Source organism: Serratia sp. NA_112.1 (assembly GCF_052691715.1).
The window spans coordinates 30,389-53,749 of sequence record NZ_JBQZFO010000014.1 but is presented as its reverse complement, the minus strand read 5'-3'; the positions used below and the strand labels follow the sequence as shown (position 1 = coordinate 53,749).

Genomic DNA, 23,361 nt, shown 5'->3' with positions numbered 1-23,361 from the left:
TGGCATGCCTCTTTTTTATATTATGAGTTGCTCATTAGGCCGTTATGGACACTTATAAACTTGGCCGGCCATTTTGCTGTCCAGCGGGGCAAAGCTTGAAAGCAGGTTCTGACTTGGACTGGTAGCGCCATAAATGACATTGCCGCCCATCGCCGCTGCCTTGTTACGCAGATCGTTTGCCGCGCCGCGCATGGAGCTGCCTTCACCACCGTTACCGGACAACCAGTTGCTCTGGGTGCCAGTCACTTCACCCACTAGCTGGCATTCCGCAGTCGGTTTGGTGTCGGTAAATTTAACCTGCTGACCTGCGGCGGACAGTTCATTGGTGCTGCTGCAACCTGCCAGCAGCACGGCTGCCGAAAGACCCAGTAAGGCTTTAATCCGCATCTTGTTCCCCATATGATATTGAGAATTCTGCAAAAGCTTATCAGAAAGCGATGCCATCTCTTAAGCATCCGTTGCCACTGGTGCCTGGCCAACGTCTTGAGCGACAGCTAATGAAAGCTCAGTTTACCAGCTAAATCTGTCTGGTCTGCAAAAATATCATCAAATACAGTGCGACTAAGCACGCAAATAAAAAACCCCGGCCAATTGGCTGGGGTTTTTAGCACACAAACGTGTAGGGGATGATTACATCATGCCGCCCATGCCGCCCATGCCACCCATGCCGCCAGCGCCACCTAAATCAGGTGCGTCGCCTTTTGGCAGGTCGGTTACCATGCATTCGGTGGTGATCATCAGGCCAGCCACAGAAGCCGCATACTGCAGAGCAGAACGGGTTACTTTGGTTGGATCCAGGATACCCATCGCGATCATGTCGCCGTATTCTTCAGTTGCTGCGTTGTAACCGTAGTTACCTTCGCCCGCTTTCACGGTGTTGGCAACAACGGATGGCTCTTCGCCGCAGTTCAGAACAATCTGACGCAGTGGCGATTCCATTGCGCGCAGAGCAACTTTGATACCCACATTCTGATCTTCGTTCACGCCACGCAGTTCGCTCAGTTTGGACGCTGCACGAATCAGTGCAACACCACCACCGGCAACTACGCCTTCTTCTACTGCAGCACGGGTTGCGTGCAGAGCATCTTCAACGCGAGCTTTCTTCTCTTTCATTTCAACTTCGGTAGCAGCACCGACTTTGATTACCGCAACGCCGCCAGCCAGTTTAGCTACGCGCTCTTGCAGTTTTTCACGGTCGTAATCAGAAGTTGCTTCTTCGATCTGCTGACGAATTTGGGACACACGGCCCTGAATCGCAGGTTCGTCACCATTACCATCGATGATGATAGTAGTGTCTTTGTTGATAACGATACGTTTAGCCGTACCCAGATCTTCCAGGGTAGTTTTTTCCAGCTCCAGGCCGATCTCTTCAGAGATAACGGTACCGCCAGTCAGGGTAGCGATGTCCTGCAGCATGGCTTTACGACGGTCACCGAAACCAGGTGCTTTAACCGCAGCCACTTTCACGATGCCGCGCATGGTGTTAACCACCAGGGTAGCCAGCGCTTCGCCTTCAACATCTTCAGCAATGATCAGCAGTGGTTTGCCGGCTTTCGCCACGGCTTCCAGTACTGGCAGCATTTCACGGATGTTGGAGATTTTTTTGTCAGCCAGCAGGATGAACGGGCTTTCCAGTTCGATAGAACCGGTTTCTGGCTTGTTGATGAAGTACGGAGACAGGTAACCGCGGTCGAACTGCATCCCTTCAACAACGTCCAGCTCGTCTTGCAGGCCGGTGCCTTCTTCAACGGTGATAACGCCTTCTTTACCCACTTTCTCCATCGCTTCTGCAATCAGTTTACCCACAGTTTCGTCGGAGTTTGCAGAGATGGTGCCAACCTGAGCGATGGCTTTGGAGTCAGAGCAAGGTACGGACAGTTTTTTCAGTTCTTCAACAGCAGCGATAACCGCTTTGTCAATACCGCGCTTCAGATCCATCGGGTTCATGCCGGCAGCGACTGCTTTCAGGCCTTCGGTGATGATGGATTGAGCCAGTACGGTTGCAGTGGTGGTACCGTCGCCCGCAGCGTCGTTCGCTTTAGAAGCAACTTCTTTCACCATTTGCGCACCCATGTTTTCGAACTTGTCTTCCAGTTCGATCTCACGAGCAACAGATACGCCATCTTTAGTGATGGTAGGAGCGCCGAAGGATTTATCCAGCACTACGTTACGGCCTTTCGGGCCCAGGGTCACTTTCACTGCATCAGCGAGAACATTCACACCGCGGAGCATTTTCACGCGAGCGTCATTGCCGAATTTTACGTCTTTAGCTGCCATTGGTATTTCCCTTCAACTCGTTCAGTTCAGAAGATAAAGCGTTATTACGCTTCAACAATTGCCAGAATGTCGCTTTCGGACATGATCAACACTTCTTCATTGTCGATCTTCTCTGCTTTCACGCCGTAGCCGTCGTTGAAAATCACGATATCGCCAACTTTCACATCCAGCGGTTGGATGTTGCCGCTTTCCAGAACACGCCCTTTACCCACTGCCACAACTTCACCACGAGTAGATTTACCCGCTGCAGAGCCAGTCAGAACGATGCCGCCAGCAGATTTTGATTCAACTTCTTTGCGCTTGACGATAACGCGGTCATGCAATGGACGAATACTCATTGAACGCTCTCCTGTAAGAAGGTTTCTATCAGACTTAGGGTTGTCACCGGATTGTTATTACCGGCCTCGTGGGATTTGAAATGGGGGCATTCCATCCCCCTTCAAGGGCCAGACCAAAAAAATTTTCGCTTTTGACGGCAATCCAGAGGGGACAAATGTGAAAAACGCGGCGGAGCCGCGTTTTTTTAACGATCGTTACGCTTGTCATGATCGTCCGGCTGGTTTCCCAACGTATAACGATCGTCGTCCTTACGTTGAAATTCGCCATCGAAGGTGTTGCCGTTGGCAGCATCGCCGCCCTGGCTCCAGCCGCCGGGACGGTAGACCGAAAGGTGTGGCATCAGTTTCAGCGTCAGCGACTTCTGCACCGGCGGCAACAGCAGCAGCAGGCCAAGGAAGTCGGTAAAGAATCCCGGCACCAGCAGCAGGAAGCCCACCAATACCAGTGAAACGCTCTTTACCATTTCCGCTGCCGGGCTTTCACCCTCGGCCAGCTTCTGTTGCATCTGCATGAAAGTTTTCATGCCCTGATTACGCACCAGCGAAATGCCGACACAAGAGGTAAATACCACCAACAGCAGGGTGATCGCTACGCCCATAACGGCGGCGACTTTGATAAATAGCGATATTTCTATGTAAGCCAATAAAAATATCAGCAGTAACGGTAACCAGCGCACCTGGTTCTCCTCTGGCAGATCTACGTTGCCGCAAGGAAGCGACAACGCGAAAAAGGGGCCGGTAAACGGCCGACCTAAATACAATGGGGTCAGCCGAGGGTCATTTCAACCAAAGGTCCTTTTTTATTGCTAAAGTTAGTAAACGTGAAAGAGATCACAGAACGAATAACACGTGATTTTAGAAGGCTCAGAAGGTGATCTGGATTCATTCATTTATTACTAACCAGCATATGATCTGGGCTGCAACGGGCACTGTGGTTAATCGTTTCACGCCTGAAGCCTTCGGCAACATAATTTGGTTACCTGACAATTAATTCGGCAGCAATACAAAGAAGGTTCTCATGTCAAATAACATTCGTATCGAAGAAGACCTGTTAGGAACACGTGAAGTCCCCGCAGAAGCCTATTACGGTGTTCACACTCTGCGTGCGATTGAAAACTTTTATATCAGCAACAGTAAAATCAGCGACGTGCCCGAGTTTGTCCGCGGCATGGTGATGGTAAAAAAAGCCGCAGCGCTGGCAAATAAAGAGTTAAAAACCATTCCACGCAAAATCGCTGATGTCATCATCCAGGCTTGTGATGAAGTGCTGGACAAAGGCAAATGCATGGACCAGTTCCCGGTGGACGTGTTCCAGGGCGGTGCAGGCACTTCACTGAACATGAACACCAACGAAGTGCTGGCGAATATTGGTCTGGAACTGATGGGTCATCAGAAAGGCGAATACCAATACCTGAACCCTAACGATCACCTCAATAAATGCCAGTCCACCAACGACGCCTACCCTACCGGCTTCCGCATTGCGGTTTACGCTTCCAACCAGAAACTGATCGACGCCATCAACCAACTGCGCGAAGGTTTTGACCGCAAGGCCACAGAGTTCGAAACCATCCTGAAAATGGGTCGTACCCAGTTGCAGGATGCGGTGCCTATGACCCTGGGTCAGGAATTCCATGCGTTCAGCGTGCTGCTGAAAGAAGAAACCCGCAACCTGCATCGCACCGCCGAGCTGCTGCTGGAAGTGAACCTGGGTGCCACCGCTATCGGTACTGCGCTGAACACGCCGGAAGGCTACCAGCACCTGGCTGTACAAAAACTGGCGGAAGTCAGCAACCTGCCGGTCGTGCCGGCCGAAGATTTGATCGAAGCCACCTCCGACTGCGGTGCCTACGTTATGGTGCACAGCGCACTGAAACGTTTGGCGGTCAAACTGTCCAAAATCTGTAATGACCTGCGCCTGCTGTCTTCAGGCCCACGCGCCGGTCTGAACGAGATTAACCTGCCGGAACTGCAGGCCGGCTCCTCCATCATGCCTGCCAAGGTCAACCCGGTGATCCCGGAAGTGGTCAATCAGGTGTGTTTCAAGGTGATCGGCAACGACACTTGCGTTACCATGGCGGCCGAAGCAGGCCAGCTGCAGTTGAACGTGATGGAGCCGGTAATTGGCCAGGCGATGTTTGAGTCAATCCACATCCTGACCAACGCCTGCTATAACCTGCTGGAAAAATGCATTAATGGCATCACCGCGAACAAAGAAGTGTGCGAGCATTATGTGTTCAATTCTATCGGTATCGTCACCTATCTGAACCCGTTTATTGGCCACCACAATGGCGACATCGTCGGGAAGATCTGCGCTGAAACCGGAAAGAGCGTGCGTGAAGTGGTGCTGGAACGCGGTCTGCTGACCGAAGCCGAGCTCGATGATATCTTCTCCGTGGAGAACCTGATGCATCCAGCCTATAAAGCCAAACGCTATACGGATGAAAATGAACAATAACAGAGACACCCGGTAGCCCAAAAAGGCACGCTAAGTCCCCTGGATAGCGTGCCTTTTTACTTTCCATTGCCCACAAAATTTTAACTTTTTATTTTCAATTTACACCCAAAATAATTGGAGCTGCATCAAGGCGGCAAGAGGGTGAATCCCCAGGAGCTTACTCAAGTAAGTGACTGGTGTGAGCACTGGCAGCCAACGCAGATGCGGCTTCAAGGATGACGGGGACATCTCATCTTAAGGAGTAGACACTATGTTAGCCGTAGAATTGGTTATCGTTCTGCTGGCCATTTTTTTAGGGGCCAGGTTGGGCGGTATCGGGATTGGATTTGCAGGCGGGCTGGGGGTGTTGGTCCTGGCGCTGATTGGCGTGAAGCCGGGCAGCATTCCGTTCGACGTGATCTCCATCATCATGGCGGTGATTGCCGCGATCTCAGCGATGCAGGTCGCGGGCGGTATGGATTATCTGGTGCAGCAAACTGAAAAGCTGCTGCGCAAGAACCCTAAACACATCACCATTCTGGCGCCGATCGTCACTTATTTTCTGACTATCTTCGCCGGTACCGGCAATATTTCTCTTTCTGCCTTGCCCGTGATTGCCGAAGTAGCGAAAGAACAGGGCATCAAGCCTTGCCGTCCGCTATCAACCGCCGTGGTATCTGCCCAGATTGCCATTACCGCTTCACCCATTTCCGCGGCGGTGGTCTACATGTCCTCAGTGATGGAAGGTCACGGCGTCAGCTACCTGCACCTGCTGATGGTTGTCATGCCTTCTACCTTCTGCGCCGTGGTGCTGATGTCGCTGCTGGTAAGCTGGTTATTCGACGCCAAACTGTCTGACGATCCGGTTTATCTGAAACGCCTTGAAGAAGGCCTTGTCACCCTGCGCGGCAACAAGCTTGTTGAAATCAAACCGCGTGCCAAAGTTTCGGTACTGCTGTTCCTGCTGGGTGTGTTGTGCGTGGTGGCCTACGCCATCATTAACAGTCCGGGTCTGGGGCTGGTAGCGAAACCGCTGATGAACACCACCAACGCGATTTTGATCATCATGTTGAGCGTCGCGACCCTGACCACTCTGCTGTGCCGCGTCGATACCGATATGGTACTCAACTCCAGCACCTTTAAGGCCGGTATGAGCGCCTGTATCTGTATTCTGGGCGTAGCCTGGCTGGGTGACACCTTTGTGCAGGCCAACATCGACTGGATCAAAGAGACCGCGGGCAGCGTGATCCAATCACACCCGTGGCTGCTGGCGGTGATCTTCTTCTTCTGCTCGGCACTGCTGTACTCTCAGGCCGCTACCGCCAAGGCGCTGATGCCAATGGCGCTGGCGCTGAACGTTTCGCCATTGACCGCCGTCGCGTCCTTTGCCGCCGTTTCCGGCCTGTTCATCCTGCCGACCTACCCTACGCTGGTCGCCGCGGTACAGATGGATGACACCGGCACCACGCGCATCGGGCGTTTTGTGTTTAACCATCCGTTCTTTATTCCCGGCACCATCGGGGTGATATTGGCGGTGTTGTTCGGCTTCCTGCTGGGCAGCGTGATGCTGTAATGCTTTCACCGGGGCTACGGCCCCGGTTTCTCCCCCCGCCCCATTGGCGATAAACTCGCCTTCTAGCCGAGCGTCCTTCAAGGTATAGTGCTCACTGATAATCTCGATGAGAGGGCTGAAGATGTCTGATTGCGAAGCTGTCGTCATACTCTGCACTGCGCCCGATGAGGCCACCGCGCAAGACCTGGCAGCCCGGGTTTTGGGGGAAAAGCTGGCAGCCTGCGCCACGTTGCTGCCTGGTGTGACATCGCTCTATTACTGGGAAGGGAAACTGGAACAGGAATACGAAGTGCAAATGTTGTTCAAAAGCGACCGCCACCATCAAGACGCCCTGCTCAACACCCTGAAACAACATCACCCGTATCAAACGCCCGAGCTGTTGGTGCTGCCGGTGATGGCTGGAGATAAAGACTACCTGTTATGGATCAACGCCTCATTAAAGTAATATTCCTGCTCTGCAGCCTGTTTTTTTTACCGCAAGCGGCTCAGGCATCTTTGTTCGGCCAAAGCGGCGATAGCCAGTTCGTGCCCGTCGATCAGGCATTCGCCTTTGACTTTAAGCAACAGGACCACCAACTGGCCCTGAGCTGGCAAATCCGCCCCGGTTACTACCTCTATCGTCAGCAGATCAAACTGGTGCCGCAGCAGGCGACGCTAGGCACCTTTACGTTGCCCGAAGGACTGAGCCACAAGGATGAGTTCTTCGGTGAAGTCGCTATTTTCAAGCAACAGCTCGCACTGAACATTCCACTGCAACAGGCGGCCAACGGCGCCAGCCTGAGCGTAACCTATCAGGGCTGCGCGGAAGCCGGTTTCTGCTACCCGCCTGAAACGCGAGTGATCCCTCTGGATGCGGTAAGTGCCACAACCACACTGCCAGTCAGCACGCCAGAAGAACCGGTGCCAGCCAACCTGCCATTCTCCCCGCTATGGGCACTGCTGATTGGCATTGGTATTGCTTTCACCCCCTGCGTATTGCCGATGTATCCGCTGATTTCCGGCATCATTCTTGGGCGTGAAAAGCCGCACAGTAGCGGCCGTATACTGGCACTGGCGGTGGTTTATGTGCAGGGCATGGCGCTGACCTACACCTTGCTGGGTTTGGTGGTTGCCGCCGCCGGCTTGCAATTTCAGGCAGCGCTGCAACATCCGTATGTGCTCATCGGCCTGTCGGTGCTGTTTATCGCCCTGGCACTGTCGATGTTCGGTCTGTATTCGCTGCAGTTACCTTCTTCGCTGCAAACCCGGCTGGCAGGCTGGAGCAACACCCAACAAGGCGGTTCGCTGCCTGGCGTGTTCCTGATGGGCGCTCTGGCCGGGCTTATTTGCTCCCCTTGTACCACCGCGCCGCTTAGCGCCATCCTGTTGTACATTGCCCAAAGCGGCAATATGTGGGCCGGCGGCGGTACCTTGTATCTGTACGCACTGGGGATGGGTATCCCGCTAGTGCTGGTGACTCTGTTCGGTAACCGTCTGTTGCCACGCAGTGGCCCATGGATGCAGTATGTCAAAGAGGCTTTCGGGTTTGTGATCCTGGCGCTGCCGGTATTCCTGCTGGAACGAGTGATCGGTGACGTGTGGGGACTACGGTTGTGGAGCCTGCTTGGCCTGGCGTTCTTCGGCTGGGCCTTCGCGCTGAGCCTGAAGACTTCCCGCGGCTGGGTGCGGGCGTTGCAATTACTGTTGCTGGCAGCGGCCGTCATTGCTGCGCGACCGTTGCAAGACTGGGTCTTTGGCACCAACAGCGCACAACAGGCAGAGGTACAACACCTAAACTTCACGCGTATCAGTAACATAGATCAGCTCAATGCGGCACTACAGCAGGCCAAGGGGAAGTCGGTGATGCTGGATCTGTACGCCGACTGGTGCGTCGCCTGTAAAGAGTTCGAGAAGTATACCTTTAGTGATACAGGTGTTCGGGCCACACTTGCCAACACGGTGCTGCTGCAGGCGGATGTCACGGCGAACAATGCCGAGCAGGTCGCGCTCCTTAAACACCTGAAAGTCCTGGGATTACCAACTATTCTGTTCTTTAACGGCACGGGGCAAGAGCTAACCAGCCAACGGGTTACCGGATTTATGGATGCCGCGACGTTCAACGCGCATTTGCAGAAAACGGTGCAATAAATAACACTGAGGATCGGAACCGAATTTGGAGGAAGCACAAGTGCAACGTGAACACGTCCTTGATACGGCACTGGGGCTGTTAGAACAACAGGGCCTGGCGACCGCCACACTGGAAATGCTGGCGGAGAAACTCGATGTACAGCCGGGCGACCTGAAACGGTTCTGGCCGGATCGTGAAGCGCTGCTGTATGACTGCCTACGCTACCATGGTCAGCAAATTGATACCTGGCGTCGACAGCTGCTACTGGACGAAAACCTGAGCCCACAGCAAAAACTGTTGGCGCGCTATGACGTTTTGGCAGAGTACGTCAAACACGACCGCTACCCCGGCTGTTTGTTTATCGCTGCCTGCAGCTTTTTCCCGGAGGTGGACCACCCTATCCACCAATTGGCAGAGCAACAGAAGCTGACGTCGCTGGATTTTACCCGCGATTTACTGCGTGAAATGGATGCCGATGACGCCGATATGGTGGCACAACAGATGGAGCTGATTCAGGAAGGTTGCCTGAGCAAACTGCTGATAAAACGCCAGCTACAGGATGTTTCCGTCGCCAAGCGGCTGGCGGAAGACATTTTGCAGGTAGCTCAGTGCCGCAGAAACGGGGCGTTAAGTTAATTCATCGTGCGGTGGTGTACCGCTGCCGCAAAATTTTGGCCAACCCGGTGCGATTTTTGCGCCCTTTGACCGAAAAGCCAGCAACCAGACGCGTTTTACCTGATTTCATTCATAAAGCCATTGACTGCCTTCGGCCAATACGGTTTAATGCTGCGCGTTGCCCGGATAGCTCAGTCGGTAGAGCAGGGGATTGAAAATCCCCGTGTCCTTGGTTCGATTCCGAGTCCGGGCACCAAATTCATATCAACGGACCTCCACGGAGGTCCGTTTTTGCATTCTAAGCCCGCACAAATCAACACTTCGACAATCCCTTAACTCTACCCAACTCAATCAACTTCAACCCGCATCAAGTCCCTTGCGAGGGTACAACTGAGGGTATAGTCTGATTCGATAAAATTTATACCCCCTTTTACTATCAGGAGATACCGCCAATGGCGCTCACTGACGCTAAAATCCGAGCTGCTAAACCGGATGAAAAGCCTTATAAACTTGCCGACAACGGTACTAACAAATATGTTTTTGCTCGTTCAGCCTAACGGCTCCCGCTACTGGCGGCTCCGCTACCGGTTTCTGGGAAAAGAGAAAACGCTCGCTATAAAGCAGCCGAAGCTAAAGAGATAAATGAGATTGCAGCCCGTCTTCAGAAACGTATCACTGCAATCATGCGCTATGCTGCTCAGTCAGGCATTATCAGCTATAACCCTGCCGTGGATATGGCTGGCGCTTTAACGTGAAACGCAACGCTTATCATGGATAAAACATTCACCCTAAAAAACTCATTATGCGATGCAATAAATTCTTTAATATTCTTGCTGAGCGCCACCCGTTAGAACTCTTTGCGCAAGTTAGTTTTATTAATGCGATAATTGTCCAGGTGGTCATTCAACGTTTTTTACTGATCAAGCTCCCTTTATCTGGTCCAATCCACCCAGCCTCAGCCAGTGGTATAATTCGGTATTGCGTCGGAACCCCAGCTTGCGCATCACGGTTCGCTTATGGCTGCTGACGGTTTTTGGGCTGATGTTCAAATGGCTATGCAGGCTTTTTAGCGGCATAGCCTGACTTAAGCAGCGCATCACGTCCCGCTCGCGCTCGGTCAGGGCCAGTGTCGTGCAATAAGAACAAAGGGCTATCGACGCCTCGATGCCTCCCGCCGCCTGCAACCCCTGTTCGACCAGTGTCAGCACCGCTTGGGGGCGCGCACGTCGCCAGAGGTTGCCCTTTTCATGCTGGCAGCCGCTGTGGTTGTCGGCAAGACTGGCTCGTACGCTGATGTACACAGGCGGGGCTGACTGAGGGCAAGCATGCAGGCAAAGCTGAAGCGGCCAGCCCTTGCGAACGGACCAGAAAACCAGGTTGGCCTGGGCCACTTCCCTCTCGTCGACAAAGTGCACCCGCTGTCCTCGACGTTGAAAATAAGACAGCAAAATGAACTGAATACCCTGAACAAAGAAGCGGTTCTCATCCAAAATGCACACTGTAACGATCTTTTTCATAAGGCCTCCCGGGCCGAAATCTGAGGGGGTATAATCACCGCCTGAAAGCGGGTGTCCGCAGGGAAAAACAGACGAGCGTCCTGACGATAATGCTCAGCCGACACCTCTTGTCGCTGATGGTGCAAAATCATGATCAGGCTGGCATACACATTCGCGTCGATACGCCGCGTGAGATAGTCCTGTGCCCAATGGACGTAACGCTCAAGCAGATGCTCATCACGTGTCCGGTTGTAAGTCAGCAGCGCGTTGACCTGTTCATCAAAACGTACGCGCTCCCAATGTACCCAACGTGCCAGAGTCGGCATCGCCTGCACGTCACGCATATCCACCAATCCAGCGCGCTCTGCGCGGGTCAAAATAAGTCCCCCCTGCAAAGAAGAGACCATCAGCAATAGAATTGCGACCGAGACAGGCGGCAACCCCCCCCGCAATACCCAGCCCCAAAAGGCCGGCAGCGGTCGACTCGCCATAACACCGCTGACCTGGCGTTCCAGCATCGCCAGCACCATCAGAAACACCATGAAGTGCAGCGCCGACAGGTAAAACGGGTACTCCAGCTGGGTATGTAATGCCATAGGCAATAGCACCAGACACAGGCCGCTGGCTTCACCCGCACCACGCCGACCAGCCTCAAAGGCCCCCGCATCCCAGCGCCAGACACGCAGCACCAGTCGCACACAGCCCAACATAATCAACCCTATCCCCAGCAGTGCCACCAGACCGCCTTCAACCCACCACAGTAAAATCTCGTTATGCGGATGATTGGCGATTTCACTCACTACCGTTGGCGGTTGCAGGTTGATGCGAAAATGCAGGAAATTGTACTCAAAGCTGCCATAACCCCAGCCTAACCAGGGCTTCTCTGCGATCATTCGCAAGGTGTCGTGAAGCATGGTCCAACGCGCATGGTTGGAGGCCTCGTGGTTAAGGTAGCGCAGCCCGTCCTCCGGGCCTGCCGCCAACATGCCGATCAGCCCTATCAGTACCCCCGCGCCTAACAGAACTGTGGCTTGCTTACAGCGAGCGGGAAAGCGCGCGTTAAAACGCCAGAGAAACAGCAAAGCTACCAGCCCGCCTCCCAGCCAGCCGACGCGGGACTGGATCCAGACCAGCAGCATCGGTAACACCAACAACAACACGCCCAAATATGCCTGGCGACAGTGCTCATACCGCGCCCGCACCAGGGCAAAACCCGGCAACAGAAACAGCATCAGCGCCAGCGCCAGTCCAGTGGCCATAAAACTTGCCAGCACGTTAGGCTGCTGGAAAATCCCGTACACACGGCTTCCCGCCTTCATTGGCACCCAGGCCCATGCGGGGGCAAACAACTGTACCAACGCCAGCACTGCCTGGCCGGACACGGCCAGTAGTACGATAAACAACACGCCCTGACGCTGCAGACGTGACAGGCGCACCTGCAGCCAGGTGGAGTAAAACACAGCGCCAGCCACCAGCCCCGCAACCCGCCAGTCAGCACGGAGTAACCCGGCAGGAGAGGCATACAACAGCGGAATGGTCAGTACGACAATGCCCGCAATAAATAACGGCAGAGATGTCGTCGTCACACGATATTTATCTGGGGCGACACGAACGCTAATAAATAAAACCAGCACGGCCATTACACCCCAAACCATATTATTAAGCGGAATTGAAAGCCCTGACGTGCCGTTATTAATGATATAGTACCCCCCACAGAATACAGTGGCAGCCCAAAAAAACAAAAGAGAGGAAACACCCTTTATCATTGGTATAGTCCTTTTAATGAAATGATGGTCGTCAGGTTTAAGATGACTAATAAAACCCGCACAAAAAAACCAATACCAATGGAGATGGGAATTTTTATAATTTATAGAATATATATTTATATAGGCATAATGTTTTCATTTAGAAGACAACTCAATACGGTGAAACCGATATGATAACAGAGGCTGAATACTCCCCAGCAGGGGCATAAGATTTAACATCCATATCAGATTGTACACGTAGTTGAGTGTTGGACATCATCGAGGCAGAAACCTTAACAGACACTCCAGTGGCTAATTCAATATTAGAACGCCCTACCACCGCAACTACCGGTGCCCGCCCACAATCCACTACACCATCGATAAACCTTCGGCTAAATCCGCCCTCGTTCGAGTAAAGGACACCATGATCGATTTCTGACGGCAGGTTAATTTCGCATTTAACATCAGGCGGTAACGCTTTCACACAAAAAGCATTACCCGCATTCGCGACAGTAGTGGCATCCATGACGCCTAATGCCGTGAAAAACTTAGACCCAGACATTTTTTGCCCAAACAAGACACACTCGCCACCGGCAGAAGCCCCTTCGTGTGGCCCCCATGATAACGTCGTTGTACAGGTTGAGTCATCGCTCAGCTTCCATTCTTCTAGCGATTGGAGACGACAAGGCCCCACGCTGAGTGGCGAATGAGAAACATAACTATAAGGCACCCACATGCATCCCTCATACGGAATACCTCTGGATATATCCCCTTTATCACAGTGAACTCCAACTGGCACTATATCTAGTGCATAACCCCCTGGTTTACCTATCGGCGCACCGATTTCCTGCATGACCGTCCCACCATGAGTGGTATAAACGTGACTTGCGCATTGCCCAGCCTCGGTAGCGCTACAAGATATTATTTTTGGATTGGAAATGAAAGGCCATTGTATGGCCTGTGAATATTTAACAGGTGATAAAAAAAGCATAATAATATATATTAACCGCATAAACCACCCTCTTTTTAATTTTAATTAAATCAGGAAAAATCCGACAAAAAAAAACAAAAAAAATGCATTCCGATGAAAAATCAATACGGAGAAACTGCTATGACAACCGATGCAAAATACTCCCCAGGAGCGGCATTAGATTTAATATCCATATCGGATTGTACACGTAGTTGAGTATTGGACATCATCGAGGCAGAAACCTTAACAGACACCCCAGTGGCTAATTCAATATCAGAACGCCCTACCACCGCAACTACCGGTGCCCGCCCACAATCCACTACACCATCGATAAACCTTCGGCTAAACCCAGCCTCGCCCTCGAAAATAACACCATGATCGATTTCTGACGGCAGGTTAATTTCACATTTAACATTAGGCGGTAATGCTTTCACACAATAAGCATTACCGGCATTCGCGACAACAGTGGCATCCAAGACGCCTAACGGTGTACTGAGAGTCGTCGACACTAATTGCGACCCAGTCAATTGCCCGAACAAGACGCACTCGCCACCAGGAGCAGCCCCTGAGTGCTCCCCCCATGCTAAATACGATTTACAGGTCGAAGAACTACTCAGTTGCCATCCGTCTACAGTTTGGAGATTACAAACTGAATACTCGGTCATTGGCGCGTGACCAGTATACCCTCCCGCCCAATAGCATCCCTCATATCGCACTCCTCTGGACTGATCTCCCCTCTCACAATGGATACCGTATGCTGCTATCTTTAATTCACCAGATATTGGCCTAGTTATCGGCTCACCTATTTCCTGCATGACTGTCCCATCATGGGCATAGTAAACAGAGATTGAACAATCACCATTGTCTGAATTTTTACACGATGTTATTATTGGATTGGATATGGATGGCCACTGCATGGCGTTAGAATATTGAATTGACCAAGCCAAGGTTATAATTATATAGATAAAACGAATCATTTTATTCACGCACCAGGTTGAAGTTCATTAAAGAAAAACTAAATTCACCCAAATAGTTACCAACTCAGATAAAAATTCAATTCGATAAAAATCAATACGGAGAAACTGCTATGACAACCGATGCAGAATACTCCCCAGGAGCGGCATTAGATTTAATATCCATATCGGATTGTACACGTACCTGATTTCTGGATATCATCGAGGCAGAAACCTTAACAGACACCCCAGTGGCTAATTCAATATCAGAACGTCCTATCACTGCAACCACGGGGTTTCCCCCACAATCCACCGCGCCATCGATGAACCTTCGGCTAAACCCAGCCTCGCCCTCGGAAATAACACCATGATCGATTTCTGAAGGGAGGTTGATGGCACATGTAACACTTGGCGCCAGTGGTTTCACACAAAAGCTATTGCCAGCATTCGCTACGGTCAGGGCATCCCTGTCCCCTAAAGGTGTGCTGAGCGTCGTCGACATAAGTGGCCCAATCAATTGCCCGAACAAGACACACTCGCCACCAGGAGCAGCCCCTGTGTGCTCCCCCCATGATGAGGCCGTTTGACAGGTCGAATTATTATCCAGCTCCCATTTCCCTGGAGTTCGAAGCCTACAGAATCCTGTCATCTGTGGAGCATGGCCATGAGTTGTCCAGTAACAATTTGTATACGGACGGCCTTTGGCAGCCTCGCCATCATTACAGTGGACCCCGTACGCTAATATATCTGTTGAATTAATTCTTGGATTACCTATTGGCATGCCAATTTCTTGCATGACAGTTCCACTATGATAATAATTAACGTTAGCCACACAGGAGCTCGCTGTCGTATTCTTACAAGATGTTATGCTTGGATTAGATACGAATGGCCATTGTATGGCATGTGAGTACGAAACCGGCCAGCTCAAGGCAATAATAAAATAGAGGAAACGCGTCATTTTACTGATACTCCAGATTTACGGTAGCCACGGCACTAAAATAACCCAGCCCTATCGTTTTTTTAGTAATAGCCTGGGGTTCCCCTTTAACATAAGCCTTAAAGGTGATTTGGTTGCTGCCTTTCTGCAACGGATATTCACCGCTCTCTTTATTGACAGGCAAAGGTCTTGCCCCCAACGTCTCAAGCCCTATCCCTATTCCTGTCGCCGTACTGCTCCCATCAATGGCCAATAAACCGGGTAAGGCCAGGTTCTCCGTCCCTTTGAACGTCACCTTTACCGATTTCCCCAACGACAGATCGCACTCCGCCAGATTTATCTCAACTTGCTGCCCCCCTGTACGAGTATTCAGATACAGGTATTTATCTATAATGGTGCCAAAATCCAGCTGCACCTCTTCATCACCCGGCAAAATAACGCATGGTTCCGCCACCAGTGCACCGTAAAAGTGTAGGTTCTTGTCATCATTGGCAGCCTGTGCCGATGATGACATTCCTCCGATGAGCAGCAACAGCGCTGAGGCAAGCCCCCAGATTTCGTGATACAGAGGACGCGTCTCCATGGTATCTTTCATGACTCTCTCCTCAGTCATACTCGGCGCGTAACGTTGCCCAGGCCTCGAACGTCCCCTCTGCGAGGGTTGCCCCCAGGCGCTTGACAGGGACTGCCTCCAGTCGCGGCGGCGCCTGGGGATTAATCACCAACGTACTGCCGGGTGTGAACGGGACATCATTTCGGTAAACCCGGATCCCAAAATCCGTCTTGCTGCTCAGCAGCGCCTCTTTGTCAAACGCCGCCGACGTGCCGCTTAAGCTCAACTTCAATGCCCCACCGCCATTGGCAGAGCCGCCACAGGTTATCTGGTAGTTCATCGCTTGGCGGTAGTTAACCCCGTTCACTTTGCTGATACCCACCCGCTCCCCGAAGTCCACGTCAACCCTATTGCCATCATTGATGGTACAGGGCGGCGGCTCTATCAACGTTCCGCGTATCCTCACCTCCCCCTCAGCCATAACCGGTGAATTTATCATCACCTGGACGACCAAGAGACAGGCATAGCAAATCATTGTGTTGTTCATGCACTGCCTCATGCTACTGGTAGTCCACGAGCATCGTGGCTCCCGCAGTGAATTCACCCCCACTGAGGGTGACTCCACTCTGTTTGACTGGCACAACCCATAAGTCCGGTTCTTTGAAGCCGCCGTAGAAGTTCCGCCAGCTATTCACAGGCAATAAATTGCTACCCAGTTGCATTTGAATACCCAACCCCGCCTTGGTGGTTTGCAACAGCTTAGTGTCAAATGCAGCCCCCGTTCCTTTCACCTGCAGTTTCACCCAGGGCGACGAGTTGCATTTCAAGGTGTAATTCACCCGTGTCCGGTAATTGTTGCCGTCTACCTGGGTCGTCATTACCTCGCCGAAATCCACCTCAATCGGTTTGCCCGCATTAATGGTGCACGGCTTCTGTACCACCTTCACCTTGATGGTTACCGTGCTCGTTGCCGCAGCGCCGGCCAGCAACGGCATGACAGCGCACAGCGTTGCCAGCGCCAGGCATGTCCGTTGTTGCATCGTTGCGCGTCCTTTCATATCAACCTCAGTCATAATTCAGCTGAAAATCCACGGCGGCGCGGTAAGACCCAGCCACCAGAGGTGCCGAAGTGCGCTCGGGTGTGACGGTGTAAGTCAGACTGCTCTGACCCGGCGTCAAAAACAACGGCTCACCGCGGCTGCCAAGACGCACATCCCGCCCAGTGCTATCCAGCAGGCGCAAACCTAAACCAAAGACGCCCCGCACCTTCACCAACTGAGGGTTGTCCATGTCGGACGGTGCCCGGAAACTCACGCTCACTGACGGTTGATTGGGTGCCCAAGTTAGCGCACCGGTACGCACATCACGCTGGCTGGCTGGCGTACGCAGACAATCTTTTAACCGCAGTTCAAAAGCCACAGGGGTTCCCTGCGCACCCAGTGTATCCAGACGTGCCGTACCGGTTTCACCTAGCCAGATAGCCTGGTGCGCACTGCTCATTTCCAGGCGGCAGGCGCTCTCGGTCAACGCCCCCCGCACATACAGCGTGCCGTTGGCCCCATCAACTGCCCAATTATCCGCCGCCTGTAATGACGGTGAAAAAACCATCATGGCCAGTACCCATCCGGGCCCGCAGTAAATCAGTCCACTGCGCCAGAATGCCGACTTCCACTTTTTACCTGTCTTCCCTGCCATATTCTGTTCTCCCGACATTCTGTTTTCCGACTTAACGGCGTGATGCTTCAGGAGGCCTTTACGATGCCTTCTTATCCAGCACCACCTGACAGCGACTGCCACTGCAACTGAAACTCAGTTGTGGTCGGCCGCCATAGTCGTTGATGTAAGTCAGCACCGGCGCATTGCCCACGCTGGCAGCGCTCACAGTTAGCGGAGCGTTACCTTTCGGCGGCACCATGAATGGCTCAAAGTTTTTCGCCCCTGCCGTATCTTTCTTGCTGCTCGCGTCCACAATGGTCACGTAGTACGGCGTTGGGTTGTTCACCACATACTTGTCACCCTGCTTACTCAGCGTCAGTTGCTCTTGTGCCGGCGCAGCATTCTTCTGCAGGGCAATGCCTGCCGGACGGTAGAACAATTTGATGCGCGTTTGCAGCGCAATCTGCAGCGTATTCGGCTTGTCACTCTTCGGCGGAATTTCACGCAGGTTAAAATAAAACAGCGTCTCGCGATCCTGTGGAAACTGTTTGAGCATCGGCAACGCTTGGATTTTCACCTGGCTCGGCTTGCCCGGTTCAACACGTTGTACCGGTGGCAACACCGCTAACGGGCTCTGAATTTTGTTACCCTTATCATCTTCCAGCCAACCCTGTGCCAGGTACGGTAATTGCTTGTTCTGATTGCTGATATTCAGGCTCACCGATTTCTGGTCGCCGTCAAAAATCACGCGGGTACGGTCGAGAGCAATGGCCGCCTGAGCCTGCAGACTAACCAAGGTTCCCAGCAGGGTGATGGCAACCGCCGTCGTCTTTAGGGTGTTAATACGCATGTTCTTCTTTACTCCAAAATTCATCATGAGGTTAATCGTCTCCGGTTCATCTCGAGGTGGCGCATTGGCCGCCTATGCCGTTTCTTTTACGGCGCAGCCTCGTGTTCTGTTGTAAGTCGTTTCTACGGTGCCCTATCCTCCACAGGCTTGTCGGTCGGCAGGGCATCAGAAACCACCGCCTCAGCAGCGGGTATACACGGCAACAGCAGACTGCTCATCATGTCCGCAGGCAGCAGGGCTGGTAGGCGAACCTCACACTGCACCGCTCCATTCCAGTGCACCGTCATACGGTCACCCGCGTTAATCCCGCTCAGGTACACACTGCCGCCGTCGTTGACAATCCCGGTTTCTTGCTTGCGACTGTTCATTACCGTGGCGCCGAACGGTGGGGTACTGCCATCAGCTAGCTTGATGACGGCCATCGCTTTTTCGCCAGCAATCACTCCAAACTTGCGGTAACCAATCGCCCCTTCCGTCAGGGTGGCCTGCACCACCGACTTGGTGGCCTCGGCGTTGTCCCCCAGTTTGTTCAGATCAATGCTCGCCTTATTGCGGTAGTAGCTGTTCACATCCGCCACCACGGCTTTGCCCCACGCATTGGTCTGCGAGGTCGCGCCATAGCCGCGGACGGGTACGCCGGCCACGCCCTCGGTATCAAGCAGCAGGCGTGTCCCGCCAGCCATCCCATTCCGGTGTAGTGCACCGCCCTCCGGCGTCAGAGTCGCCCCCCCCTGGGCGGAGAAACCGACCGCACTGTAACGACCTTCCTGGTAGCTGGCATTGGTACTCACGCGGGCTATATCACCCTCGTGGTTGTAATACCCGCTTAGGCTTACGCCACTGCGTGACGTACCCGCCGCCAACTGGTAGTTATCGCTCTCGTCAATCCGGTCGTAATAGCTCATCCGGTGAGTGGTATCGTTACGATTCACCGTGGTGTTGTAGCTGACATTGGCACCATTGCCCCACGGCATCGACAGAGACAGGTACATGCCATCATCATTGGCGCTGTTATATTTGTTGCGATATGCCGACATCGACACACTCAAATTTTTAAATCGGCCGATATCAAAGTAGCGCGACATCGTCAGGGCGTATCGTTCATTGGCCGGACGATCCCAATAAGTCTGATGGAAGTAGTCCAGGTAAGTACTGAGTCCCAGGTCACGGAACTGTTTGTTGAAGGTGATGGTGTACATCTCCTTATTACCTCCCACCCGACTCCCGTAATAACGCGCATCCAGGTATTCGCTCATGCTCATAAAGTCCTCTTCCGAGAACCGATAGCCGGCGAACGTCACCTGACTGTCTAGCTCTTCAAAGGTCTTCGAATAGCTCACCCGATACGACCCCCCGCTAAGCGTCCCATCTTCCGATGGAATTCGGGCACGCGACTGAGTCGCGTCAAAAGACAATGCACCGAAGACCAGTAAGTCACGGCCGAGCCCCACTGACAGTGCGTTATAATCGCCCCCCATCAGGGCACCACCGTACAGCGACCAACCGTTGCTTATCCCCCAGGAGAACTCCCCGCTACCAAACATCGGCCCGCGGGAACGGTGCTGCCAGTCAGACGGTTTGCCTGTCGCTAGCTTGAAGCGCACTGAGCCAGGGCGCGTCAGGTAAGGAATGTTGGCCGTGTTCATGGTGAATTCCTGCACACCGCCATCCTGCTCTTCCACCCGAACGTTCAACTCACCGGATACCGCATCGTTGATATCCTGGATACGAAACGGCCCGACCGCGACCTGCGTTTCGTACAACACCCGCCCCTGCTGGCTGATGATCACTTTGGCATTCGTCTTGGCAATGCCCACCACTTCCGGAGCATAACCACGCAGATTCGGCGGCAACATATTGTCATCCGACACTAAGCTCGCACCGGTAAACCGGAAGCTCTCGAACATGCCTGAATCCAGTGAGCTCTCTCCTAACAGCAACCTGGAGCGCAACGCAGGTATCGCGCGGTAGGCGTAATAACGGCTCCATTCTAGTTTCTTTATTTCGCCCTGCCCGGTTCCGGTCTGGTGAGCCATATTCCCCTGCCAGTCCGCTCGCAGACGCCAAGCGCCCATATTGGCCCCTGCCGTTCCGTTACCACTGATGCTGTACTCACGGCTGCTGTCACGCTGCTGATACTGAGTCTGGGCATTGACGTTATAGTCAAACAACAACCCCGGAATACCTTCATCCCAGCGGGAAGGTGGATCCCAGTCCGGCGACGAATACTCCAGATAGGCCTGGGGAACACTCAAGTACAGTGCTGAGGTGGCCAGATCCGTACGTACTTCCATGCCCTTCAGGCTGTCAATATTCAAACAGCTATCCTGACGCCACCAGGTCAACGTTTTCATGGCATCCGGCTTTAACCCCAGTTGCCCGACCAACTCAGGTGACAAACAGGCCACACTGCCTTTGGGATCATCTTCAGGGGCATAAAAATTGATATTCTCTTCCGGTAACTCATTTTTATTGATATGCACCGTCAGGTTATAGGTTCCTGGCATAATATAACCACTGCGCGAGAATTGGCTCAAATCGATATTTTTTCTGTCATTCACATCCAAGATATCCATATTGAACTGGATGTCTTCTGCGGCATATAAACAGGTACTCCCCATCGCAAGAGAAACACTTAACCCCAATGCCTTAAGACGAAAAAACTTCCCTGTAGGAGAAAACACCATAGCCATAAACCTTTAAATTTTTATAAGGAATAACACCTGCCAATCATCATTTTTCGCTATCAGTAATAATCCAATTTAAAGCGCACAGCAGAGGTATAGGCGCCAGACTTTAGCACCTGACTATTAGAGACAAGCCTCATCGTATAATCGAGTTTCATCGTGCCAGGCGTTAACCCCCCTATGGGCAATGGTTCCCCAGGCTCGGCTTTATTTCCATGGCTATCGGTAATTTCCAGTGCAATTCCTTTCGCCTCACCACTAACGCCAAATAAGGCACCGTCAGCATCACCATCAAAGGTCACCTGAAAGTAACGCCAATCCGGTAATGTTGGGTCTGGGCGGGTCAATGCGCAATTAATTAAGTCCACGCTAAAAGATCTGGCCGTTCCCTGACCGTCACGCATAATATCCCCCATTGGTACCGTATCCATATCTATGACCTGCTCTCGGCTCCCAGCAGCAATGGCACATGCAGTATCAATAATGGCCCCTTTCATATTGACGCGCCCCCACCCCTGGGTCTGCTGAACTGCTTGCACTTTTATAATTAACAGCACGAGCAATATGAAAGGATATACAAGGTAAAATACACAGCGTTTCATTGATTTATCCTTAATCCGGAAACTTCCGTGTGAAAATAGCATGCGGGTTTCCCCGCATGCAGGAGATATTATCCCCAAATAATCAATTACTGGTAAGCCAGGGTAAAGTCAGCAATGGATTGGAAGTCACCCGGAATAACACCAGCAGATGCATTATCACCTTGCAGGTAAGCGGCGAAGCCCAAGGTGTTGTTACCGTTCTGCAAAGTCTGGGTCTTGGTTGCTTTCCCCAGTTCAATCACTTGACCAGAGCCATCAGTAATAGCAATACTCGCGCCTTGTGCGGTACCTGTAATACCCAACAGGCCGTTACCGGCAGCAGATTCCATGCCGGTGAAGGTCAGAGATACTGTGTTGTTTTTGCCAGCACCAGTACTAACTAATTCACAGTTTTCCAAGGCAATTTGGAACTGACGTGGTTTTGATTTACCACCGTCTTTAAGAGCTACATTAGATATCTGACCCAGATCAACAGTCTGATCCACAGACTCAGGGGTAATGGAGCACGGTGCATCAATGATAGAACCAGTAAAAGTAATGGTTCCGTGGCCTTGATCTTTCACTGCAGCGTTAGCCAAAGAAGAAGCACCAAAAACAATTACAGCAGCCATCATGATTTTGTTCAGTTTCATGTTATTTCCTATTAAGTAAATTTAGCTTCCCTACGTACTTAGCATTAGTATTTACGTAGCACACACAACAAACCAGTATGAAAACCCAACCACATACACTTTTTCACCGTTGTTGCGATGGAAAACACTTTACATAAAAAAAAATAAATTAGTTATTTATATCGCAAAAAACAAACTATATAGATTTTTATTCCAAAATTAATATTTTAATAAAATTTAATCCCAAAAACATCAATAAAAACAAACAATGATCATAATTGATAAATATAAAAACATAAAAATATAAGAAATAACCCTATATATAGGGTAAAAAAATCCCCATGTTAATTTTTTTACTAAAAAATCTTGTTAAGATTAAAGCTCAACTGGGATTTGAAAAATTGAATTGCGGTGAAGGCACTAGAACCAGTGTATATAGAGGTTTAAAAATAGACAAAGATCATTAACAGCGAAATACATTTCACCATTAACATCAATAGCATTGGGAAAATAATAAAATTGAGATGTATGAGAGAGTAAAGAACAATGAGAGTAACCATCTCTATGGACAAAACGCCAATCTGATCAGCTTCGCAGGCCAAGTAAAACCCAATATTTAGCGCCTGCTATTTTTACGGAAAGATAATAGAGATGGTTAAAAATTAATTTATTGCAGGTTGCCACCCACCAGGGCTTCAGGATTCGCACCTCAACGACACTCTCCTGTTGCCATATTTTTTCCCTGGGGACAGACATCAGTACTTTGCGGAATAAAACCCCAACTCCCCCCTAATGGTCCCGTACAGCCTGATAACAGGACAGAAAATAGTAAAAATAATGGCCATTTCATATAACTCCCTTTGTTTTACTGGCTTTGGCAAAGAAGATAAGAACCCAGCAGATTTCACCTTATCAATGTATCAATGTATCAATGTATCAATGTATCAATGTATCAAT

General features: G+C 51.6%; 22 protein-coding genes, 1 tRNA gene and 1 pseudogene. 7 read left to right on the top strand and 17 right to left on the bottom strand.

Annotated elements, in window-relative coordinates:
* Window positions 1-42 precede the first annotated feature (42 nt).
* The 4 genes from ACUTQ5_RS20205 to ACUTQ5_RS20190 form a co-directional block, all read right to left on the bottom strand.
* Window positions 43-387: a DUF4156 domain-containing protein gene (locus ACUTQ5_RS20205; RefSeq protein WP_445652695.1), complete on the bottom strand. Its 345-nt coding sequence runs from the start codon at window positions 385-387 to the stop codon at window positions 43-45.
* 243 nt (window positions 388-630) lie between these two features.
* Window positions 631-2,277 (bottom strand): chaperonin GroEL, encoded by a 1,647-nt coding sequence (groL, locus tag ACUTQ5_RS20200; protein ID WP_135314812.1) that lies wholly within the window; start codon window positions 2,275-2,277, stop codon window positions 631-633.
* Window positions 2,278-2,321: 44 nt separating this feature from the next.
* Window positions 2,322-2,615: a co-chaperone GroES gene (locus ACUTQ5_RS20195; protein ID WP_004952634.1), complete on the bottom strand. Its 294-nt coding sequence runs from the start codon at window positions 2,613-2,615 to the stop codon at window positions 2,322-2,324.
* A gap of 185 nt (window positions 2,616-2,800) precedes the next feature.
* Entirely contained in the window at window positions 2,801-3,292 is a 492-nt protein-coding gene (locus ACUTQ5_RS20190) for an FxsA family protein (protein ID WP_445652694.1), read from the bottom strand.
* Window positions 3,293-3,633: 341 nt separating this feature from the next.
* Between ACUTQ5_RS20190 and aspA the strand changes: the two genes are divergently transcribed.
* From aspA to ACUTQ5_RS20155, 7 genes and pseudogenes are all read left to right on the top strand, one after another.
* Window positions 3,634-5,070 (top strand): aspartate ammonia-lyase, encoded by a 1,437-nt coding sequence (gene aspA, locus ACUTQ5_RS20185; protein ID WP_445652693.1) that lies wholly within the window; start codon window positions 3,634-3,636, stop codon window positions 5,068-5,070.
* A 250-nt stretch (window positions 5,071-5,320) separates the two neighbouring features.
* Window positions 5,321-6,622: an anaerobic C4-dicarboxylate transporter gene (locus ACUTQ5_RS20180; RefSeq protein ID WP_445652692.1), complete on the top strand. Its 1,302-nt coding sequence runs from the start codon at window positions 5,321-5,323 to the stop codon at window positions 6,620-6,622.
* Window positions 6,623-6,743: 121 nt separating this feature from the next.
* Window positions 6,744-7,067: a divalent cation tolerance protein CutA gene (gene cutA / locus ACUTQ5_RS20175; protein ID WP_445652691.1), complete on the top strand. Its 324-nt coding sequence runs from the start codon at window positions 6,744-6,746 to the stop codon at window positions 7,065-7,067.
* Window positions 7,043-8,749: a protein-disulfide reductase DsbD gene (locus tag ACUTQ5_RS20170; protein ID WP_445652690.1), complete on the top strand. Its 1,707-nt coding sequence runs from the start codon at window positions 7,043-7,045 to the stop codon at window positions 8,747-8,749. Before cutA ends, ACUTQ5_RS20170 begins: the two co-directional genes overlap by 25 nt.
* 40 nt (window positions 8,750-8,789) lie before the next feature.
* Window positions 8,790-9,365: a division control transcriptional repressor DicD gene (gene dicD / locus ACUTQ5_RS20165; RefSeq protein ID WP_445652689.1), complete on the top strand. Its 576-nt coding sequence runs from the start codon at window positions 8,790-8,792 to the stop codon at window positions 9,363-9,365.
* A gap of 159 nt (window positions 9,366-9,524) precedes the next feature.
* A tRNA-Phe gene (locus tag ACUTQ5_RS20160) sits at window positions 9,525-9,600 on the top strand.
* A gap of 196 nt (window positions 9,601-9,796) precedes the next feature.
* A pseudogene (locus ACUTQ5_RS20155) lies at window positions 9,797-10,096 on the top strand (integrase arm-type DNA-binding domain-containing protein); the annotation flags it as partial.
* A 168-nt stretch (window positions 10,097-10,264) separates the two neighbouring features.
* On the opposite strand, the gene ACUTQ5_RS20150 reads toward ACUTQ5_RS20155, so the two are convergent.
* The 13 genes from ACUTQ5_RS20150 to ACUTQ5_RS20090 form a co-directional block, all read right to left on the bottom strand.
* On the bottom strand, window positions 10,265-10,861 hold the full coding sequence (locus ACUTQ5_RS20150; protein WP_445652688.1) for a LuxR C-terminal-related transcriptional regulator: 597 nt from the start codon (window positions 10,859-10,861) through the stop codon (window positions 10,265-10,267).
* Window positions 10,858-12,495 carry a Wzy polymerase domain-containing protein gene (locus ACUTQ5_RS20145; protein ID WP_445652687.1) on the bottom strand — a complete coding sequence of 546 codons (1,638 nt, stop codon included), beginning with the start codon at window positions 12,493-12,495 and terminating at the stop codon, window positions 10,858-10,860. The genes ACUTQ5_RS20150 and ACUTQ5_RS20145 overlap by 4 nt, the downstream gene beginning before the upstream one ends.
* Before the next feature lie 262 nt (window positions 12,496-12,757).
* The gene (locus ACUTQ5_RS20140) at window positions 12,758-13,438 is read right to left on the bottom strand and encodes a hypothetical protein (protein ID WP_445652686.1); all 681 of its coding nucleotides are present in this window, start codon (window positions 13,436-13,438) and stop codon (window positions 12,758-12,760) included.
* Between the two features lie 239 nt (window positions 13,439-13,677).
* Window positions 13,678-14,064 (bottom strand): hypothetical protein, encoded by a 387-nt coding sequence (locus ACUTQ5_RS20135; protein WP_445652685.1) that lies wholly within the window; start codon window positions 14,062-14,064, stop codon window positions 13,678-13,680.
* A gap of 559 nt (window positions 14,065-14,623) precedes the next feature.
* A complete protein-coding gene (locus tag ACUTQ5_RS20130; protein ID WP_445652684.1) occupies window positions 14,624-15,010 on the bottom strand; it encodes a hypothetical protein in 387 nt (128 codons plus the stop codon).
* Window positions 15,011-15,467: 457 nt separating this feature from the next.
* Window positions 15,468-16,040, bottom strand: a complete 573-nt coding sequence (locus tag ACUTQ5_RS20125) for a fimbrial protein (protein WP_445652683.1) — start codon at window positions 16,038-16,040, stop codon at window positions 15,468-15,470.
* Window positions 16,041-16,050: 10 nt separating this feature from the next.
* Complete coding sequence (locus ACUTQ5_RS20120) at window positions 16,051-16,545, bottom strand: fimbrial protein (RefSeq protein WP_445652682.1); 495 nt, start codon at window positions 16,543-16,545, stop codon at window positions 16,051-16,053.
* Between the two features lie 13 nt (window positions 16,546-16,558).
* Window positions 16,559-17,056 carry a fimbrial protein gene (locus ACUTQ5_RS20115; RefSeq protein ID WP_445652681.1) on the bottom strand — a complete coding sequence of 166 codons (498 nt, stop codon included), beginning with the start codon at window positions 17,054-17,056 and terminating at the stop codon, window positions 16,559-16,561.
* 7 nt (window positions 17,057-17,063) lie between these two features.
* A complete protein-coding gene (locus ACUTQ5_RS20110; RefSeq protein ID WP_445652680.1) occupies window positions 17,064-17,693 on the bottom strand; it encodes a fimbrial protein in 630 nt (209 codons plus the stop codon).
* Window positions 17,694-17,751: 58 nt separating this feature from the next.
* The gene (locus ACUTQ5_RS20105; RefSeq protein ID WP_445652679.1) at window positions 17,752-18,504 is read right to left on the bottom strand and encodes a fimbria/pilus periplasmic chaperone; all 753 of its coding nucleotides are present in this window, start codon (window positions 18,502-18,504) and stop codon (window positions 17,752-17,754) included.
* 122 nt (window positions 18,505-18,626) lie between these two features.
* Window positions 18,627-21,191: an outer membrane usher protein gene (locus ACUTQ5_RS20100; RefSeq protein WP_445652678.1), complete on the bottom strand. Its 2,565-nt coding sequence runs from the start codon at window positions 21,189-21,191 to the stop codon at window positions 18,627-18,629.
* Window positions 21,192-21,250: 59 nt separating this feature from the next.
* The gene (locus tag ACUTQ5_RS20095) at window positions 21,251-21,793 is read right to left on the bottom strand and encodes a fimbrial protein (RefSeq protein WP_445652677.1); all 543 of its coding nucleotides are present in this window, start codon (window positions 21,791-21,793) and stop codon (window positions 21,251-21,253) included.
* An 86-nt stretch (window positions 21,794-21,879) separates the two neighbouring features.
* Window positions 21,880-22,425, bottom strand: coding sequence for a fimbrial protein (locus tag ACUTQ5_RS20090; protein WP_445652676.1), 546 nt, complete (start codon window positions 22,423-22,425; stop codon window positions 21,880-21,882).
* Window positions 22,426-23,361: the final 936 nt, after the last annotated feature.

What these genes read in the sequence shown, in the direction of transcription:
- cutA (WP_445652691.1), top strand. Translation starts at nt 6,744, where the DNA reads ATGTCTGATTGCGAAGCTGTCGTCATACTCTGCACTGCGCCCGATGAG.
- ACUTQ5_RS20110 (WP_445652680.1), bottom strand. Translation starts at nt 17,693, where the DNA reads ATGGCAGGGAAGACAGGTAAAAAGTGGAAGTCGGCATTCTGGCGCAGT.
- ACUTQ5_RS20130 (WP_445652684.1), bottom strand. Translation starts at nt 15,010, where the DNA reads ATGTCGACGACGCTCAGCACACCTTTAGGGGACAGGGATGCCCTGACC.
- ACUTQ5_RS20145 (WP_445652687.1), bottom strand. Translation starts at nt 12,495, where the DNA reads ATGGTTTGGGGTGTAATGGCCGTGCTGGTTTTATTTATTAGCGTTCGT.
- ACUTQ5_RS20090 (WP_445652676.1), bottom strand. Translation starts at nt 22,425, where the DNA reads ATGAAACTGAACAAAATCATGATGGCTGCTGTAATTGTTTTTGGTGCT.
- ACUTQ5_RS20180 (WP_445652692.1), top strand. Translation starts at nt 5,321, where the DNA reads ATGTTAGCCGTAGAATTGGTTATCGTTCTGCTGGCCATTTTTTTAGGG.
- groL (WP_135314812.1), bottom strand. Translation starts at nt 2,277, where the DNA reads ATGGCAGCTAAAGACGTAAAATTCGGCAATGACGCTCGCGTGAAAATG.
- ACUTQ5_RS20120 (WP_445652682.1), bottom strand. Translation starts at nt 16,545, where the DNA reads ATGAACAACACAATGATTTGCTATGCCTGTCTCTTGGTCGTCCAGGTG.
- ACUTQ5_RS20100 (WP_445652678.1), bottom strand. Translation starts at nt 21,191, where the DNA reads ATGGTGTTTTCTCCTACAGGGAAGTTTTTTCGTCTTAAGGCATTGGGG.
- aspA (WP_445652693.1), top strand. Translation starts at nt 3,634, where the DNA reads ATGTCAAATAACATTCGTATCGAAGAAGACCTGTTAGGAACACGTGAA.
- ACUTQ5_RS20125 (WP_445652683.1), bottom strand. Translation starts at nt 16,040, where the DNA reads ATGAAAGATACCATGGAGACGCGTCCTCTGTATCACGAAATCTGGGGG.
- ACUTQ5_RS20205 (WP_445652695.1), bottom strand. Translation starts at nt 387, where the DNA reads ATGCGGATTAAAGCCTTACTGGGTCTTTCGGCAGCCGTGCTGCTGGCA.
- ACUTQ5_RS20195 (WP_004952634.1), bottom strand. Translation starts at nt 2,615, where the DNA reads ATGAGTATTCGTCCATTGCATGACCGCGTTATCGTCAAGCGCAAAGAA.
- ACUTQ5_RS20115 (WP_445652681.1), bottom strand. Translation starts at nt 17,056, where the DNA reads ATGAAAGGACGCGCAACGATGCAACAACGGACATGCCTGGCGCTGGCA.
- ACUTQ5_RS20150 (WP_445652688.1), bottom strand. Translation starts at nt 10,861, where the DNA reads ATGAAAAAGATCGTTACAGTGTGCATTTTGGATGAGAACCGCTTCTTT.
- ACUTQ5_RS20105 (WP_445652679.1), bottom strand. Translation starts at nt 18,504, where the DNA reads ATGCGTATTAACACCCTAAAGACGACGGCGGTTGCCATCACCCTGCTG.
- ACUTQ5_RS20140 (WP_445652686.1), bottom strand. Translation starts at nt 13,438, where the DNA reads ATGCAGGAAATCGGTGCGCCGATAGGTAAACCAGGGGGTTATGCACTA.
- ACUTQ5_RS20170 (WP_445652690.1), top strand. Translation starts at nt 7,043, where the DNA reads ATGGATCAACGCCTCATTAAAGTAATATTCCTGCTCTGCAGCCTGTTT.
- ACUTQ5_RS20095 (WP_445652677.1), bottom strand. Translation starts at nt 21,793, where the DNA reads ATGAAACGCTGTGTATTTTACCTTGTATATCCTTTCATATTGCTCGTG.